Here is an 18,041-nt window from a genome sequence, read left to right as displayed (position 1 = left end):
TTTGCCGCACCTCGCGCGGTTCGGCTTTGCTTCTCGCCGATCGGCGGCTACGCTCAAGCCAGACGCCCGATCAATCGCCAGAAGATGCCCACCGACGATCCTCCCCGAAGCGCCTCACCGATTCCGCAGCACAGCGCCGCAATCCTGGGCGCGCTCGTCCATATCGTCCGCGATGCATTCGTCTCGCTCGGGCGCGAACTGATCGCGATCAGACCGACGCCCGCCCGCGCACTCTTCGCGACCCAGGCGATGCTCTCCGTCGGGCTCGCCGTGGCGCTCGCCTATGCGTTCCACCTGAGCAACATCTGGTGGGCCGCGATCAGTGGCTTCGCGGTGATGCAGTCGAAGTTCTCCGCATGCGCGCAACGCGGCGTGCAGCGCGTGGTCGGCACGATCGCGGGCGCGATCATCGGCGCGGTGGCCGGGCCCGTCATCGGCGACGTGCCGTGGATCTTCGTGCCGCTCCTCGGCGCGATAACCGGCGTGGCGGTGTATCGCGCGCTCGTCTCGGATGCGGGCTATGCGTGGGTCCTGGGCGCGGTGACGTCGCTGATGGTGATCTTCGAGGCGCATCGGCTCGTGTCGGCGGCGGCGACGGCGTCGTTCGCGCTCTTGCGCGTCGCGGAAGTGGTCGTCGGAACGGTGGCGTGCGTGGCCGTGTCGGCGCTGTTTCATGCGGCTCTGCAGCACTATCGCAAGTCGCGCGGGGCGGCGCCGGTGCCGCGTGCGCAGGCGGCATCGACGGTCGATCGCGTCGATGGCGCCAACGCGCCGGTCATCACCGTCATGCCGTCCGATGCGGCCCGGGCCGTGCAGGCGCTGGACGCGTCTCATGTCGCGCGCGCGGAGCAGATCGCGCTCGCGATGCGCAAGCGTCTCGGGTGGCAAAGCGCGTGGTCGGTGATGATCCTGGCATCGCTCGCGTATGCGTGGAACCTGCCCGGCTTCGCGCAGGCGATGGTGACGGCGGTCGCCGTGCTGATCCTGCCCGCGTCGGCGCTCGGCAAGCCGACGCACATGCCGGTCGCCGAACGCATGATTCAGCGCTTCCTCGGCTGCCTGCTCGCGGGCGCGGTGAGTCTCGCGCTCTTGCCCGTACTCGGCGACAACCCGTTCGCCTGCATGATCGCGCTATGCGCGGGCGTGTGGATCGGCTGTCATGTGCAGACGGGGACGCAAGGCGCGAGCTATGTCGGTCGGCAGTTCAGCATCGCGTTCATCATGGTGTTCGTGCAGGATCACCATTGGTCGTCGGACCCGATGCCCGCGCTGATGCGGCTCGTGGGAATTCTCGGCGGGATCGTGGTGCTGTCGGGGGTGATGGTGGCGGGCGCGGCGTGGGCTTCGAAACGAGCGCCCCACGCCGCGATGCGGTGATATCGGCTCAGCGCATCAAGCCTCTTCCGCCCAGGCCAGATTCTCGCGCGCCATCAACGCGCTCGACGCCGCCGGACCGAACGTGCCTGCCGTGTAGCCACGCGGCCGGTCGCCCAGTTCCTTCCATCCGTTGAGGATCGGCTCGACCCACGTCCACGCCGCTTCCAACTCGTCGCGACGCATGAAGTGCGTGAGCCTGCCGCGAATCACATCGATCAGCAAGCGCTCATACGCCTCCGCGCGCCGCTGCGTCATGGCCTGCTGCAGATCCAGATTGAGCGTCACCGGCTGCATGTGCATGCCGCTGCCCGGCTCCTTCGCCATCATCTGCAACTGGATGGATTCTTCGGGCTGCAATGTGATGGTGAGCCGGTTGCCGTAGTGACGCGGCCCATCGGGGATGATCGAGAACGGCAGATCCGCGAAGTCGATGACGATCTCCGAGCGGCGATTCTGCATGCGCTTGCCCGTGCGCAGGAAGAACGGCACATTGGCCCAGCGCCAGTTGTTGATATGCGCGCGCAACGCGACGAAGGTTTCCGCGCGGCTGTCGGCCGGCACGTTCTGTTCCTCCAGATAACCCTTCACCGCCTCGCCGCCGACCGCGCCCGCCGTGTACTGGCCGCGCACGGTATCGCGCGCGATATCAGCGACCGTCATCGGCCGAAGCGATTTCAGCACCTTCAGCTTCTCGTCGCGCACGGCGTCGGGATCGAGCGACACGGGCGGCTCCATCGCGACGATGCACAGCAGTTGCAGCAAGTGGTTCTGCACCATGTCGCGCAGCGCGCCGGTGTGATCGTAAAAGCCCGCGCGGCTGCCGACGCCCACCGTCTCCGACACCGTGATCTGCACGCTCTTGATATACGGCGCCTGCCATAGCGGCCCGAAGATCGCATTGCCGAAGCGCAGCACCATCAGGTTCTGCACGGTTTCCTTGCCGAGATAATGGTCGATGCGATAGATCTGCTCTTCCTTGAAGTGCTTGCCGACCGCATTGTTGATCGCCACCGCGGAGGCGAGATCGTGGCCCAGCGGCTTTTCCAGCACGACGCGCGCGTGCTCGTCGAGGATGCCGGCGTTGTCGAGGTTGTCGCAGATGGTCACGAAGAGCTCGGGCGACGTCGACAGATAGATCACGCGCTGCGAGCCCGGACGCACGGCTTGCGCGAGACGTTGAAAGTCGCCCGGGTTTTCGACATCGACGCGCACGTAATCGAAGAGCGCAAGGAATTTGTCCCACGACTGCGCATCGAAGGCCTTCGCGTCGATGAACGGACGCGACTGCTCTTCCATGAAGTTCTTCAGGTAATCCTCGCGCGTCCAGTCCTTGCGGCCGATGGCGAGAATGCGCGTGTCGGCGGGCAGGTTGCAGTGCGTGTGCGCCATGTAGAGCGCCGGCAGCAGCTTGCGCGCCGCCAGGTCTCCGCCGCCGCCGAAGATGATCATGTCGAGCGGGCGGTCGTTCACGGGAGAAGTTGGATTCGTCATGGTGCGTGAGCCGGTAAAGGTTCAGAAAAGCCGAAAGCGCGGCGATCGGAGCGATCGTTCGAGACAGCTATGTTGCATGTTTTGCCGGCATTTTGCACGGCGGACGTGTCAAGCGGGCGTTCGATTCGGCCTCCGATCGACGGATTTTCCCCGGCGGCGCGCGTGTTTAGCGCGATCAGCGCAACGATTCGTCGGCGCGCAGTGTCGACACGGCGAGATCGAGAAACGCGCGCACCTTCTGCGTCACATGACGGCCTTCGCGATGCACGAGATGAATCGGCAAGGGCGGCGGCTCGAATTCGCGCAACACCACGACGAGGCGGCCTTCGCTCACATGCTGCGCGGCCTGATAGGACATGAGCCGCGCGATGCCGAAATCCGCGAGCGCGGCGGCGATGGCCGAATCGTTGGTGGTCGTCGTGAAGCGCGGATGCGTGCGCACGAGAAATTGCCGCTCGCCGTCGTGCAGACGCCATTCCGGCGGCGACGACGAGCCCGTCGACGCGATGATCACATGCGCCGCGAGCTCGTCCGGATGGCGCGGCGTGCCGTGCTTCGCCAGATACGCGGGCGATGCGCACAGCACGCGCCGCACGCGTCCGACGTTGATCGCCTGCAACGACGAGTCCGGCAATTGCGCGATGCGCACCGCCACGTCGATGCCTTCATCGACGAGATTCACGACGCGGTCGACGAACCAGCAGCTTGCATCGGCTTCGGGATAGCGGTGCAGATAGTCGAGCACGATGGGCGTGACGTGCAGCCGGCCGAACATCACCGGCGCGGTGATCGACAGCAGGCCGCGCGGCGATGAATGCGTGCCCGTCGCGGAGAGCTCGGCGGTCTCGACTTCGCCGAGGATGCGGCGGCAGTCCTCGAAATAACCGCTGCCCGCGTCGGTGAGACGCACGACGCGCGTCGTGCGCGTGAGGAGGCGCACGCCGAGGTGCTCCTCGAGTTCCGTCACGACGCGGCTCACGACGGAAGGCGAGACATCGAGCTTGCGCGCGGCGGACGCGAAGCCGCCGGTTTCGACCACCGTGACGAAGGTCGTCATTGCCTGTAAACGGTCCATGGGAAAGCACGAGGCATGCAAGCTTGAAAGATGCCGTGCATTCTCGGGGATATGCGCGCCACGCACAATCCGCAACCGCTTCAACGGGACATCACAACTCCAGTTCGAGCCTGCCGCTTTCGTCCGCGGCGGGCATCGCGCAGCAGATCAGCGCTTCGTCGTCGGCTACGTGGAACGCCGGCTCGCTTTCATACGACACCGCGCCCTGCACGATGCGCGTCCTGCAAGTCCCGCACGTGCCACCTCGGCAGTTGAATTCCGGCGAAAGGCCGCTCGCTTCTGCCAGTTCGAGCAACGTGCCGCTGCCCGGCTTCCACTGCGCATTCGCGCCCGACTTCAGGAATTCGATCTTCACCGGTTCCGTCGCGGCGGGGCGCATCGGCTTCACGTCCGCGCCGCGATCGGCTGTGCGCTTCAGCGCCGATGGACCGAACGCCTCCGCGTGGATGCGCGCATCAGAAACGTTGAGCGCGCGCAGGCCGTCGTAGATGGTCTGCATGAACGCGCCCGGCCCGCACAGATAGAAATCGTAGTCGTTGAAGGGCAGACGGCTCGTCAGCAGATCGATATCGATGCGCCCCGATGCGTCGTAGTCGCGCGCGAGCCGCGCGCCGTTCGTGTCGCTCAGCACGCGGATCACGTTCACCGCGCCGCCCGCGCTTTGCGCGAGCGCATCGATTTCCTGCGCGAACGCGCGGCTCGCGAGCGAATGCGCCGACACGATCATCCATACCGGACGCACGCGGCGCTTGCGCAAGCCTTCATAGACGACGTGCCGCAGCATCGCGAGCATCGGCGTGATGCCGACCCCCGCCGCCATCAGCACGGCGGGACGGCGCTCGAACGGATCGATCGTGAAATCGCCCGCGGGCGCGCGCGCTTCGATCGCGTCGCCTGCCTTCAGCGTGTCGTGCAAATGCGCGGACACGCGGCCATCGCGCTTCACGCTGATGCGATACACGCCATCCGATGGCGCCGCCGACAGCGTGTACGTGCGGATCTGCGGCTTCGTCTCGCCCGGCAGCGTGACGCGAATCGGCAGATGCTGTCCGGCCTTGTGCGGCACGATGCCCGCGCCATCGGCGGGTTCGAGATGGAACGAGCGGATCGCATCGCTTTCGTCGACGATCCGGCTCACGCGGAACGTGCGCCATGCGTTCGCGAGCGCGGCGGCCTTCATGCGCTCGGCGGCTTCGTGCCAGTCGCCGGTCATCAGCGAGTTCGGCGATGCGCCGTCGCTGCGCGCCTTCCATCGCAAGGGCAGCGCATCGGCGCGATACACGATGCGGCGCGGCGTGAAGCGCCACAGACGTTCCGCGCCCTGGAACGCGGCGGTTTCGGGCGAATCGAGCAGCACTTCGGCCTCGCCCGCGAGCTGCAGCATATCGCCCGTTTCGAAGTCCGCGAACACGAGTCCCGCGCGGCCGTTCACGAGGATGTTGCCGAGCGTGTTGAAGAAGAGATTGCCCGCGAAATCGGGAATGGTGAGCGAGCCGTCGTCCGACTGCCGCACGAAGCCCGGCTTGCCGCCGCGATGCGACACGTCCACTTGCCGATGCCCGTCCTCGCCATCGAAATACGACGCGACGAAGAAGGCGTCCGCGGCCGCGATCATCGCCTTCGCGCGCGGCGAAAGCGCGCCGGGCGTGACCGGCGAAACGGGCGAGGGCGCGGCCGGATCGCGCACGAACTCGAAATCGCGCAACTGGATGTACTGCGGGCAATTGCCGTAGCTCTGCTCGACGGCCACGTCGAATTCCACGCTCGCGCCATCGCGACGGATCACGCCGTTCATGCGATTGCGCCGCCGCGTGTGCAGCTCGATGCCGAGCAGTCCGATCGACGCGCCGTCGTGCATGCCGGCGTCGGCGGGATCGAGCGGATCGCGCGCGCGGCGCATCGACAGCGTCTTCGCATCGGGCGTATGCATGAAGCCGGGATGCCCGGCGAAGAGCGTCGCCCACGGATCGCCGTGTTCGTCGACCGCGCCCGCCACGATGAACGGCAGTTGCGCGAAGAACTGGCGATGCTGATCCGGCATGTAATCGCGCACGACGCGCCGCCCGACGCCGTCCATGCGCTCATCGACGCCGAAGGCCTTTTGAATGGCGATTTCGCCGCGATGCCACGGCGCGGGCGCGGCGACGGGCGGAACAGTGGAAAGCGCGGAAGCGGACATGATCGATGCCTCTTCGGTTCAGGCGCGGCGGCAGGGCGCAAGGTGAAAAGCGCGCAGCCGCCGCGCTCACTTTACGCCGCGAGACCCGCGGCCGTCTTTTGGAACGGAACGAAGCCGGGCAGCGCTTCGACGCGCTTCAGCCACGCATTCACGTTCGCGTAAGCGGAGAGATCGACGTTGCCTTCGGGCGCGCTCGCGATGTAGCTGTAGAGCGCGATATCCGCGATGGTCGGATGCGTGCTGCCGATATCGGCGATCCAGTCGCGGTTCGCGAGTTCCGAATCGATCACCTTGAGCACGTTGTGCGCGCGGGCGATGACTTCCTCCGCATTGAACTTCGCGCCGAACACGGTGATGAGACGCGCGGCCGCCGGGCCGAACGCGATCTGGCCCGCCGCGACCGACAGCCAGCGCTGCACCGCGGCGGCTTCGGCGGGCGTTTCGGGCAGCCATGTCGTATCGCCGGATTTTTTGGCGAGATAGACAAGAATCGCGTTCGAATCGGCGATCACGGTGTCGCCATCGACGAGCACGGGAACCTGCCCGAAGCAGTTCAGCTTGAGGTACTCGGGCGTCTTGTGCTCGGCCGCCGCGAGATCGACGAATGCTTCTTCATGGTCGATCGCAAGCACATTGAGGAACAGAAGTGCGCGGTGCGCATGGCCGGACAGCGGATGGTAGTAAAGCTTCATGGCAAGTTCCCTTGGTTGATCGTGTCGGCGGGAGAGGTTCCCGTCGTGTGAATCAAGTATGGGTTCTTGCGCGAAAAAGCGGAATGGCAGGGAATTTAAATTAACTGTTCTCGAAACGAGAACGGTGAGCGCGATTATGGGCCTTTATCTCACGTTGTCTTCATTCGCCGCGAGGCACATTCGCCTTGTTGCCCGCGAGCGGCGAGCCGTAGCCGCCGCTGTTCGCGTTGTTCGGCAGGCCGTTGACGAGTTGAGCGCGCGGATCGCTCGGATTGAGATTGAGTTCGCCGGCTTGCGCGTTGCCGTGCGTCGGATACTGACTGCCGAGCGGTGCGTTCGGCATGAGCTTCGTGCTGTTTTGCGGCGCGTACATGTCAGTTTCGACGCTCGGATGCAATTGCGCGAAAGCGGACGTCGAAACGAAGGCCGATGCCAAAACCAATGCGGTCACTTTCATGGCTGAACTCCCTGCAAAGCCCAATTCAGTGTAGTCCGCGCGCGGCGTGGGAGGCGCATCACCCTGACGCCGACCAGTCCAGCATTTGTCCTTTCGCGATGCCTACTTCCCGTGCTTCCTGAGTTTCGCCTTGCGCTTCGGCCTTTCATCGATGATGCGAACGCGATGCTTGTCCTTCATCTTCTTCCATTGCTTGCACTCGTCCCTGGTGCGCAGGCAGCCGATGCAGAAGCCGGTCTTCTCGTCGAACTTGCAGATGTTGATGCAGGGTGACTCCACTCCCATGATGTTTTTCCGTGAACGGCTGCGGTGTGAGCCTTTGATGCGGGATCGACAATTTCGCACGCGCCGTGCCCGCGCATCCAACTGATTGTCTCGATGACGCCCATAGACCACCGATCGCGCTGCGCAATCATCGCTCCCGAATCTCCTCACCGTTGTGGCGATGAAGTAGAATTCGGCTCCCGAATAGCCTCACCCCAGGCGCGATCCGCACGTTCGCGACGGCACGTGCCTTGCTTGATCGTTCCTTGCTCCCGCAATCAAGCCGGCCGTGCCACGGCATGCCGTGCGCCGCGCGACTTCATCCTGAAAGCGAGCCGTTACCCATGCCGCAAGCACCCGGGCCGCGCCGGCCACCCGCAAAGATCCTGCCGCCCGAAACGCCCGGCGTGCGCGCGCTGGCGTCGCTGGTGACGGGCGTCGTCGTCATATGCGCGCTGTACTTCGGGCGCGCGGTGATGATTCCGATCATCCTCGCGATTCTGTTGAGCTTTTTGCTCGCGCCTTTCGTCGACTTTCTGCGCCGCTTGCGCTTCGGACAGGTGCCGTCGGTGATCGTCGCGGTGGTGATCGCGCTTTCCGTGCTGACGGCCGTCGGCGCGCTGATCGGCGCGCAGGTCGCGCAGCTCGCGGGCGATCTGCCGAAATATCAGGTCGCGGTCGAGCGCAAGATCGACACCGTGCAGAAGATGACCGTCGGCCGCGCCGACGAGTTTCTGGGCCGCGCATCGCGTGCGCTGAAGCGCCTGTCGCCCGCGCGCGAGCAGGAGCCGAAGAACGAGGACAACCCGGCGGCATCGCCGATCGATCAGCCGATGCCCGTCGAAGTGCACCAGCCCACGCCGACGCCGCTGGAGCTCGCGCAGCGCTTTCTGTCGCCGGTCATCAGCCCGCTGGAAACCACGGGCATCGTGCTCGTGGTCGCGGTGTTCATCCTTTTGCAGCGCGAGGATTTGCGCGACCGGCTGATCCGCCTCTTCGGCTCGCGCGATCTGCATCGCGCGACCACCGCGATGGACGAGGCCGCGCGGCGCCTGTCGCGCTACTTTCTCGCGCAACTCGGCATCAACGTGGGCGTGGGCATCGTCATTTCGATCGGGCTCGTGATCATCGGCGTGCCGGGCGCGTTGCTGTTCGGCGTGATGACCGCGCTGCTGCGCTTCGTGCCCTATGTCGGGACGTGGATCGCGGCGATCATCGCGGTCGTGTTCGCGGCGGCGGTCGGGCCGGGCTGGGCGATGCTCGTGTGGACCATCGTGCTCTTCGGCGTGACGGATATCGTGGCCGGTCAGGTCGTCGAGCCGCTGCTCTATGGACACAGCACGGGGCTGTCGCCGTTCGCGGTGATCGTCGCGGCGATCTTCTGGAGCTGGATCTGGGGGCCGATCGGCCTCGTGCTTTCGACGCCGCTCACGCTGTGCCTCGTGATTCTCGGCCGTCACGTCGACCGCCTCGAATTTCTCGACGTGCTGTTCGGCGACAGGCCCGCGCTCACGCCCGCCGAAAACTTCTATCAGCGCCTGCTCGCCAACGATCCCGACGAAGCGCTCGTGCAGGCCGAGACACTGCTGAAGGAGCGCTCGCTGATCGCCTACTACGACGAAGTCGCGCTCGAAGGCCTGCGCTACGCCCACAACGACGTGCTGCGCGGCGTCGTGACGGCGGACCAGTTGCGGCGCATCAACGAGTCGGCGCTCGACATCATCGAAGGGCTGGAGGATGCGGAAGACACGGCCGTCACCGTCACGCCGAAGGAAGAATTGCCCGCGAGCTTCGAGTCGTCGGACGAAGCATCGAAGCTCGCGCCCGAGATGCCGCCCGCGCGCTTCGATGCCGAGAAGGAAGGGCATACCGCATCGGTGCTGTGCATCGCGGGGCGAAGCGAGCTGGACGATCTCGCCGCGACCATCGCCGTTCAGCTCTTTCGCAAGCACGGCCTTCACGCGGACTTCGCGGGCTATGAGCGCTTCTCGCGCGGGCGCTTCGGCGAAGTCGATCTCGCGGGCGTGTCGATCATCTGCGTGGTGTCGTTCGATGCGGCCGAGTCGCCGCCGTATCTGCGCAATCTGCTGCGGCGTCTGCATCAGCGGGCGCCATCGGCGGAACTGATCGTCGGACTGGTGTTTCCCGAAAGCCCGCTGCAAGGTGAAGTGCTCGTGCGCACGAGTTCGGCGGCGGTGTCGTTCAAGGAACTGGTGGAGGCGTGCGTGGCCGCCGCGCGCCGTCAATCCACCGACGGCGTGCCGTGGGCGGGCCTGACCGACACGGGCAGCGAAGCCGCGCTGAGCGGCCCGCAGGAAGACGTGCCCGAGCTGCGCAATGCGTGAAGCCGGCGTGATGCCGGACGCGGCGCGTCAGCGGTTGCCGTCGAACAGATCGTTGAGCATGGTGTCGAAGGCCGCCTGCGCGTCTTCGAGTTCCTGAAGCGCGGCGTCGAAGGTCTGCAGCGCCATCTGCGACGGGCGGCCGTCGCCTTCGGGCGGAAACTGCTTCTGCAGCGCGAGAAAGGCGGACTGAACCTGGCGCGTCGCGTTGACGATACGTTCCATCGCTCGCGCTTCTTCCGCGCGATTGTTCTCAGCGGTCATCGGAGACACTCCTCGTTGGCAATGCTCCGATAGTACCAAGCGATGCGCGCTTTCCTAAGCCTTCGCCACGGTAAAGAGGCGCACGGCTTCGTCGAGCACCACGGCGCGTTCCGCGAGGCGCTGCGCGGTGGCCGCCGCCTGCTCGACGAGCGCGGCGTTCTGCTGGGTCGAGTCGTCGAGATGCGCGACCGCCTGATTCACCTGCGCGATGCCGTCGGCCTGCTCGCCGCTCGCCTTCGCGACCTCCATGATGATCGTCGATACGCGGTTCACGGCTTCGTCGATCGCGCGCATCTGGCTCGTCGTGCGCGAGACGAGGTTCGTGCCTTCCGCGATCTGCGCGACGCTCGTCGCCACCACGCCTTCGATTTCCTTCGCCGATGCCGCGCAGCGCTGCGCCAGGTTGCGCACTTCGGTCGCGACGACCGCGAACGAGCGGCCGGCCTCGCCCGCGCGCGCCGCTTCGACCGCCGCGTTCAGCGCGAGAATATTGGTCTGGAATGCGATGCCGTCGATGACATCGGTGATGTCCGCGATGCGCCGCGACGCCGCCGTGATGCCCGCCATCGTCTGCTCGACCTGGCTCGCGATGCGCCCGCCGTCGTCGGCCGCGGCCTGCGCTTCCTTCACGAGCTCCAGCGCGCGCACGGTGGCGTCGGCGTTGCCCTGGACGGTCGTGGTCAGCTGGTCCATCGTCGCGGCGGTCTGTTCGAGCGAGGCCGCCTGCATCTCCGTGCGGCGCGACAGGTCCGTGTTGCCGCTCGAAATCTCGTTTGCGGCGTCGAGCATGCCGCCGATCTGGCCGCGCACGTCGAACACGATCGCCGCGAGATTCGCCTTCAACTGGCCGAGCGCGCGCTGCACGTCGCCGAGATCGTCGCGGCGGGCGATATCGGGCATCTCGACGGTCAGATCGCCCGCGGCCATGCGCGCCGCGAAGCCGGACATCGTGCGCACGGGGGCATCCACCTGACGCGACAGCGCGAGCCACGCCGCGAAGCTCACTGCCGCGCTCGCGCCGAACGCGCACCAGAAGGAAAGCGGCGGCGCGCCGCGCCAGCCGACGAGGCCCGCGATCAGCGTCGCGACGGGCACGGCGGCGAAGGCTGCGCCGCAGCGCGCGCTCACCGGCATGTGCGCAAGCGCGGCGAGCCGGCCCGCGAGACCGCCCTTCACGAGCGCGCCGCGCACGAGCCTGTGCGGCGCGTTGCCCGCCTTCATCTGCGCATACAGCGCGCTCGCTTCGCGCACTTCCTCGCGCGTCGGTTTCACGCGCACGGAGAGATAGCCGACGACCTTGCCGTGCTCCATCACGGGCGTCACGTTCGCGCGCACCCAGTAATGGTCGCCGTTCTTGCGGCGGTTTTTCACGAGCGCGGTCCACGAGCGGCCGGCGCGGACCGTCGACCAGAGATCGGCGAAGGCTTCGCGCGGCATGTCGGGATGACGGATGACGTTGTGCGGCTGCCCAATCAGCGCCTCGCGCGAGAAGCCGGACACTGAGACGAACGCCGGATTGCAGTACTGGATGTTGCCGGAGAGATCGGTCGCGGAGACGAGCATCTCCGAGGCGGGGTAATCGAACTCTTGCTGGGTGACGGGCTGGTTGTTGCGCATGATGTCCTTGTTCTCTTCCGATGCGCGCGCCGCCCGGACGACGGGCGGCGCGCTTCGAATTACAAGGACATAACGGCCTTTGTCCCCACGATCTTTAGGGGAATGCGAATGAAACGCTCAAGTGCGGCGGAATGTCGCCGATAGGGCGCTTTGCTTACTGCGCGCTCCATCCGCCGTCGATCTGCAGCGCCGAGCCGCGCATTTCGCTTGCGGCGTCGGAGCAGAGGAAGACGGCCATGTCGCCGATCTGCTGCGCCGTCACGAACTGCGCGGACGGCTGCTTGTCGCCGAGCAGTTTGGCGCGTGCGGCGTCGGGCGAGAGCGAATCGCGGGCGGCGAGGTCTTCGATCTGTTTCTGCACGAGCGGCGTGAGCACGAAGCCCGGGCAGATCGCGTTGATGGTCACGCCGGTGCGGGCGTTTTCGAGCGCCGCGACCTTCGTCAGGCCGAGGATGCCGTGCTTCGCGGCGACATAGGCCGATTTGCCCGCCGAGCCGACGAGCCCGTGCACCGATGCGATGTTGATCACGCGGCCCCAGTTGCGCCCGCGCATCTGCGGCAGCGCGACACGCATCGTGTGGAACGCCGAGCTCAGATTGATCGCGATGATCGCGTCCCAGCGATCGACCGGGAATTCGTCGATGGTCGCGACGTGCTGGATGCCTGCGTTGTTCACGAGGATATCGACGGCGCCGAAGGTGTCGTTCGCGAACGAGATCATCGCTTCGATTTCTTCGGGCTTGGTCATGTCGGCGGGATGATGCGCGGCTTTCACGCCGGTGGCCTCGATTTGCTTCAACGCGCCGTCGATGTCGCCGAAGCCGTTTAGCACGAGGTTCGCGCCGGCGTGGGCCAGCGAGGTGGCGATCGCTAAACCGATTCCGCTCGTCGAGCCGGTTACTAGCGCCGTTTTCCCGGCGAGGGATTTGTTCAATGCGGTTTGAGTCATGGGCGGGTTTTTTTCCTTCAGGTTTTGTTGGCGTTCTGCGGAGTTTGGAAGGGCGGGTTGTTGTGCGTAAATTAGGGTTTGTTTTGCTTTCGCTTCTATGGACTTCCTGATTTCGCGTCGGTCTATTTGCGTTGCCCCTGTGCGGGGCGGTAGCCGCCTGGTTTATTCTCGGGCGCGTGCGTGCGTGAAATCCTGTTTTCGTGTCGGTCTATTAGCACTGCCCCTGTGCGGGGCGGCAGTCACTTTCTTTGCTGCTGCAAAGAAAGTAACCAAAGAAACAGCTATCCCCATCCAAAGTACTTCATGCCGGCCCCGGCACAGAAGAACGGCTGTGGTCCGGCAGTAGCGAGTGCCCTCACAAAACTCACGGGGCTTGGATCGCGCACGGTCTGCCACATCGCACCACTCAACTGATTGGTAAGGCGCCAAATAGCTCCGGCCCGCTTCGCGGCCGACCGGTCCATCGGGGATGCGCGTGCATCTTTACTAACGCTTCCATCTCACTGCATTTGCCTTCCGTTGGTTTCCCTTGCAGACCCAACGGCAGCGCGTAGCGCTGTGCCGGAGCTATTTGGTGCTGAACCAGCGCGCTATAACTTCTAGCTTGTCAGACCGTGCGCGATCCAAGCCCGGTTAGGCCTATGAGGGCACTCGCTACTGCTGGACCACGTGCAATCTTCTGTGCCGCGGCCGGCCTGAAGTGCTTAGGCTGGGGAAAGCTGTTTCTTTGGTTACTTTCTTTGCAGCAGCAAAGAAAGTGACTGCCGCCCCGCACAGGGGCAGTGCTAATAGACCGACACGAAAACAGGATTCCACGCCGGCCGGCGGAAGCAAAAAGGAAGAGACCGACACGAAAACAGGATTCCACGCCGGCCGGCGCAAGCAAAAAGGAAGAGACCGACGCGAAACCGGAATTCCACGTCGGCGAGGAAAGAACCCTCAAACAATCCCAGTCAAGTAATACACGGCGATAACAAAGAACACGGCCAACGTCTTAATGACGGTAACAGCGAAGATATCGCGATAAGACTCCCGATGAGTAAGCCCCGTCACCGCGAGCAGCGTGATGACCGCGCCGTTATGCGGCAACGTATCCATGCCGCCGGAGGCCATAGCCACAACCCGATGCAGCACTTCGAGCGGAATATGCGCCGCCTGCGCCCCGGCGATAAAAGTATCGGACATCGCGGCGAGCGCGATACTCATACCCCCCGACGCAGAACCCGTAATCCCCGCCAGCGAACTCACCGAAATAGCCGCATTGACGAGCGGATTCGGAATGCTCTTCAGCGCATCGCTGACCACGAGAAACCCCGGCAAAGCCGCGATCACACCGCCGAAGCCATACTCGGACGCGGTGTTCATCGCCGCGAGCAACGCGCCCGCGACGGCCGCACGCGTGCCGACCGCAAACCGCTCCTTCACACGCGAGAACGCCGTCAGCAAAACGAGCACGATGCCGAGCAGCAGCGCCCCTTCGACGGCCCAGATCGCGACGACGGTCTTCACCGCCGTCGTAACCGGCGCATGCACGCCCGGCAGCACTTCCGGCGGCACCGTGTAGCTCGCGCCGTACCACGTCGGAATCCACTTCGTCAGCACGAAGTTCGCAACGCCGACGAGAATCAGCGGCGCAATCGCGAGCACCGGGTTCGGCAGCGACGTCGATTCCACACGCTCCGGCTCGTTCACGAGCGACGTGCCGTAGCCTTCGCCCTTGGCCATCGTCGAGCGGCGGCGCCATTCGAGGAACGTCAGACCCACCGCGATGATGAACAACGACCCGATCACGCCGAGCCACGGCGCGGCCCAGCCGGTCGTCTTGAAGAACGTCGTCGGAATGATGTTCTGGATCTGCGGCGTGCCCGGCAGCGAATCCATCGTGAACGAGAACGCGCCCAGCGCAATCGCGCCCGGCATCAGGCGCTTCGGAATATTGCTCTGGCGATACATCTCCGCCGCGAACGGATACACCGCGAACACGACCACGAACAGCGACACGCCGCCATAGGTGAGCAACGCGCACACCGCGACGATCACCGCATTCACGCGCGACTTGCCGATGTACCGGATCGCCGCGGCGACGATCGACTCGGAGAAGCCCGACAGCTCGATCACCTTGCCGAACACCGCGCCGAGCAGAAACACAGGGAAGTAAAGCTTCACGAAGCCGACCATCTTCTCCATGAAGATGCCGGAGAACACCGGCGCGACGGCGGCGGGGTCGGTGAGCAGGACCGCCGCCAGCGCCGCGATCGGCGCGAAAAGAATGACGCTGTAGCCGCGGTAGGCGGCGAGCATCAGGAACGCCAGGGCGGCGAGCACGATGATGAACGACATTGAGTCTCCGTGAGTGGTTTGTTCTTTGAAACGTAGTGCGCGCTTCTTCTGGAAGCGCATCCGATGCGCGGGTACGCGCCGCGCGGCGAAACGCAGCTTTCATGCCAGGACGCTGAAACCAAGGCGGGGCGGGCATCGGGCAAGCATGACATCGTAACGTTTCAGCCTGATGTCTCGAAATCGAGACGCGCGGATGCGCCGCGCAGCGCCAATCGCCGTCTGAAAATCAGTGCAGATGCGGATAGCCGGCGTGTCTCAAAATTGAGATAGTCCGTCTCGAATAAGAGATATCGGAGACACAGGGCGCCATGCGCAACGACTGGATCAACGTCCCCGCGGACTACAGCGACGTGATGCGCCGCGCGATGGAATCGCTTTTCAAGACCTTCGAGAATCTGAGCGAAGGCACGTTCATCGTCGATGCGGACGCACGCGTCGTGTGGATCAACAAGCGCTACGCGGCGCGCTTCGGCTTCTCCGATCCGCTCGACGCGATCGGGCTCGACTGCGAAGCGGTGATTCCGAACAGCCTGATGCGCGAAGTCGTCGCGACGGGCAAGCCGATCCTGCTCGACGTGCTGGAAACCGGCCGCGAACCCCTCGTGGTCACGCGTCTGCCGCTCAAGGACGAGTCGGGCGCGACCATCGGCGCGATCGGCTTCGCGCTCTTCGACGAGATGAAGGCGCTCACGCCGCTCTTCGCGCATTACTCGCGCGTGCAGCAGGAGCTGATCGCGACGCGCCAGTCGCTCGCGCAGGCGCGGCGCGCGAAGTACACGTTTTCGAGCTTCGTCGGCACGAGTCCGGTCAGTCTCGAAGCGAAACGCCAGGCGCGGCGCGCGGCGCTCGTCGATTCGCCCGTGCTGCTGCTCGGCGAAACCGGCACCGGCAAGGAGCTGCTCGCGCACGCGATCCACGGCGCATCGACGCGCGCGGGCAAGCCGCTCGTGACCGTCAACGTCGCCGCGATTCCGGACACGCTGCTCGAAGTCGAATTCTTCGGCGCGGCGCCGGGCGCGTACACCGGCGCGGAGCGCAAAGGTCGCGTCGGCAAGTTCGAGCTGGCCGACGGCGGCACGCTCTTCCTCGACGAAATCGGCGACATGCCGCTGCCGCTGCAGGGCAAGCTGCTGCGCGTGTTGCAGGACAAGGAGTTCGAGCCGCTCGGCTCGAACCGCATCGTGCGCGCGGATGTGCGGATCATCGCCGCGACGTCCGCCGATCTGCCCGCGCTCGTCGCGGCGGGACGCTTTCGCGCGGACCTGTTCTATCGCCTGAATGTGCTGACGATCCACGCGCCGCCGCTGCGCGAGCGTCTCGCCGATATCGAGGCGCTCGCGTATTCGATTCTGGAAGACCTGTCGGGCGACGCGCGTCCGGGGCACGTGAGCCATTTCGTGCTGCACAAGGATGCGCTGCGGCTGCTCATGGCCTATTCGTGGCCGGGCAACGTGCGCGAGTTGCGCAACACGCTCGAGCGCGCGCTGATGCTCTCGGAAAGCGAGCATATCGATGCCCGCGCGCTGAGCGCGTTCATCGACGCGGGGCGTGTCGCGCTCGCGGCGCAGGCGGAGCCGGCCGCGCAGGAAGCCGGCGGTCCTACGAACCTGTCGTATGCCGACGCGATGGCCGATTTCGAACGACGCTTTCTCTCCGACGCACTGCGCGCGAGCGGCGGACGCGTCGCCGATGCGGCGGAGAAGATCGGCATCGGGCGGGCGACGCTGTACAAGAAAATCGCCGCGCTGGGGATTGCCGTCTGACGCCCTTTCGCGAACAGGCCAAACCGGCGCGAAAGCTTCGCGTGGCATACTCCCGACATCGAAAATAACGACCAAGAATCAAAGGGGTATCGGATGAAACGCGGGATGAAACTCGGCCGGGCGATCGGCCTTTCGGTCATGTTCGCGGGCTGCGCGTGGGCGCTTGCCGGATGCAGCAGCGCGCCGCCGCTTTTCTCCGCCGATGGACGTCCCACGCAGCAGGTCCAGTGCCCCGCGTATGGCGGCTGGCGCAACTGCACCGATAACGCGAAAGTGCTTTGTCCGAGCGGCTATGACGTGCTCGGGCAGTCGACCGAGAACAACCAGAATTCGCTGCTCATCGCGTGCAAGGGGTAGCAAGGCGCGAGATCAGCCTTGCTGCGTCTCCCGCAGCATCGTGACGTCGTAACCGAGCGCCCGCGTGCGCTCGATCAGTGAACGGCGCAGCTCGGAAGAAGGCTTCGCCTCGCGCGTCAGAATCCACAGATAACGCCCGCTCGGCTCGCCGACAATGGACCACGTGTAATCGTCGGCGTGATCGAGGATCCAGTAGTCGCCGACATAGAACGGACCGAAGAACGACACCTTCAGCTTCGTCCCGTTCGATCCCGGAACGATCTTCGCGCGTCCTTCCGCCGAACGATACGGCCCGGTCAGCCCGCCTTGCCTGCACGCATTGACCACGGAGACGAGCCCGTCCTCGCGGCGCGCATAGTTCGCGGTCACGGCTTCGCAGTTGCGCTCGAAGCGGTTCTCGTAGCGCGCGAACTCATGCCAGTGGCCGAGATAGCGATCGAGATCGACGGCCTTCGACGGTTCGGGCACGTTGTCGTTGCCGCTCTTGCGCGCTCCGTTCGATGCATAAGCGACCAGCGAGGCGACGCCGCCGAGCAACGCGAGTGTCGCGGCGCCATATGCCCAAGGTCTTCTGATTTTCATGTTGCCTGAGTGTTCGAGTAGTGCGAGGGAAGACGGAGCAGCAAGTGTCGTTCCGGCCTGAATCGGCTCCCGAACTTTCTCACCTCAAGGTGCGGGCGACGGCGCGTGCAAAATGCGGTGAGACGCGCAAGTGCCTGTCCCGACTGAGTTTTGTTCCGGGAAAACCGCTCGTCGATGCGTCCGCCTTCCAACTCCCGTATCGCCTCACCTTTTGCTGGAGCGCATCAACGCGCCGTCGTGCGGACGTGCGCGGCTCACCGTTCGAACGCACGCTCGACTGTTGCAGCGCAAT

15 protein-coding genes are annotated in these 18,041 nt (G+C 65.1%); 4 read left to right on the top strand and 11 right to left on the bottom strand.

Annotated elements, in window-relative coordinates; translation table 11 throughout:
• Positions 1–84: 84 nt before the first annotated feature.
• A complete protein-coding gene (locus AWB78_RS13755; protein WP_062605143.1) occupies positions 85–1,377 on the top strand; it encodes an FUSC family protein in 1,293 nt (430 codons plus the stop codon).
• A gap of 15 nt (positions 1,378–1,392) precedes the next feature.
• On the opposite strand, the gene zwf is transcribed toward AWB78_RS13755, so the two are convergent.
• The 6 genes from zwf to AWB78_RS13725 all read right to left on the bottom strand — a co-directional run bounded on the left by zwf (position 1,393) and on the right by AWB78_RS13725 (position 7,556).
• Positions 1,393–2,868, bottom strand: coding sequence for a glucose-6-phosphate dehydrogenase (zwf, locus tag AWB78_RS13750; protein WP_062605142.1), 1,476 nt, complete (start codon positions 2,866–2,868; stop codon positions 1,393–1,395).
• A 175-nt stretch (positions 2,869–3,043) separates the two neighbouring features.
• The gene (locus tag AWB78_RS13745) at positions 3,044–3,943 is read right to left on the bottom strand and encodes a LysR family transcriptional regulator (RefSeq protein WP_062605141.1); all 900 of its coding nucleotides are present in this window, start codon (positions 3,941–3,943) and stop codon (positions 3,044–3,046) included.
• 91 nt (positions 3,944–4,034) lie between these two features.
• Positions 4,035–6,122: a 2Fe-2S iron-sulfur cluster-binding protein gene (locus AWB78_RS13740; RefSeq protein ID WP_062605140.1), complete on the bottom strand. Its 2,088-nt coding sequence runs from the start codon at positions 6,120–6,122 to the stop codon at positions 4,035–4,037.
• Positions 6,123–6,193: 71 nt separating this feature from the next.
• The gene (locus AWB78_RS13735; RefSeq protein WP_062605139.1) at positions 6,194–6,814 is read right to left on the bottom strand and encodes a glutathione S-transferase family protein; all 621 of its coding nucleotides are present in this window, start codon (positions 6,812–6,814) and stop codon (positions 6,194–6,196) included.
• 160 nt (positions 6,815–6,974) lie between these two features.
• Positions 6,975–7,271, bottom strand: a complete 297-nt coding sequence (locus AWB78_RS13730) for a hypothetical protein (protein ID WP_096031781.1) — start codon at positions 7,269–7,271, stop codon at positions 6,975–6,977.
• Positions 7,272–7,373: 102 nt separating this feature from the next.
• Positions 7,374–7,556, bottom strand: coding sequence for a DUF1289 domain-containing protein (locus AWB78_RS13725; protein WP_062605138.1), 183 nt, complete (start codon positions 7,554–7,556; stop codon positions 7,374–7,376).
• Positions 7,557–7,879: 323 nt separating this feature from the next.
• Here AWB78_RS13725 and AWB78_RS13720 point away from each other — a divergent pair, with 323 nt between their 5' ends.
• The gene (locus AWB78_RS13720) at positions 7,880–9,880 is read left to right on the top strand and encodes an AI-2E family transporter (RefSeq protein ID WP_062605137.1); all 2,001 of its coding nucleotides are present in this window, start codon (positions 7,880–7,882) and stop codon (positions 9,878–9,880) included.
• A gap of 27 nt (positions 9,881–9,907) precedes the next feature.
• On the opposite strand, the gene AWB78_RS13715 is transcribed toward AWB78_RS13720, so the two are convergent.
• The 4 genes from AWB78_RS13715 to AWB78_RS13700 all read right to left on the bottom strand — a co-directional run bounded on the left by AWB78_RS13715 (position 9,908) and on the right by AWB78_RS13700 (position 15,047).
• Positions 9,908–10,141 (bottom strand): hypothetical protein, encoded by a 234-nt coding sequence (locus tag AWB78_RS13715; RefSeq protein ID WP_062605136.1) that lies wholly within the window; start codon positions 10,139–10,141, stop codon positions 9,908–9,910.
• 54 nt (positions 10,142–10,195) lie between these two features.
• Positions 10,196–11,758: a methyl-accepting chemotaxis protein gene (locus AWB78_RS13710; protein ID WP_062605135.1), complete on the bottom strand. Its 1,563-nt coding sequence runs from the start codon at positions 11,756–11,758 to the stop codon at positions 10,196–10,198.
• Positions 11,759–11,912: 154 nt separating this feature from the next.
• Positions 11,913–12,707: a 3-hydroxybutyrate dehydrogenase gene (locus AWB78_RS13705; RefSeq protein ID WP_062605134.1), complete on the bottom strand. Its 795-nt coding sequence runs from the start codon at positions 12,705–12,707 to the stop codon at positions 11,913–11,915.
• Between the two features lie 939 nt (positions 12,708–13,646).
• Entirely contained in the window at positions 13,647–15,047 is a 1,401-nt protein-coding gene (locus tag AWB78_RS13700; protein WP_062605133.1) for a GntP family permease, read from the bottom strand.
• Between the two features lie 308 nt (positions 15,048–15,355).
• Here AWB78_RS13700 and AWB78_RS13695 point away from each other — a divergent pair, with 308 nt between their 5' ends.
• Entirely contained in the window at positions 15,356–16,810 is a 1,455-nt protein-coding gene (locus AWB78_RS13695) for a sigma-54 interaction domain-containing protein (protein ID WP_062605132.1), read from the top strand.
• Positions 16,811–16,915: 105 nt separating this feature from the next.
• The gene (locus tag AWB78_RS13690; protein WP_062605221.1) at positions 16,916–17,167 is read left to right on the top strand and encodes a hypothetical protein; all 252 of its coding nucleotides are present in this window, start codon (positions 16,916–16,918) and stop codon (positions 17,165–17,167) included.
• A gap of 12 nt (positions 17,168–17,179) precedes the next feature.
• Here AWB78_RS13690 and AWB78_RS13685 read toward each other — a convergent pair whose 3' ends face one another.
• Complete coding sequence (locus AWB78_RS13685) at positions 17,180–17,749, bottom strand: lipocalin family protein (RefSeq protein ID WP_062605131.1); 570 nt, start codon at positions 17,747–17,749, stop codon at positions 17,180–17,182.
• Positions 17,750–18,041 lie beyond the last annotated feature (292 nt).

The sequence above is a fragment of the Caballeronia calidae genome (genome assembly GCF_900044055.2).
In the GTDB taxonomy this organism is placed as follows: Bacteria; Pseudomonadota; Gammaproteobacteria; order Burkholderiales; family Burkholderiaceae; genus Caballeronia; species Caballeronia calidae.
The sequence above is the reverse complement of the archived record's forward strand: the minus strand, read 5'-3'. Positions and strand labels throughout refer to the sequence as shown.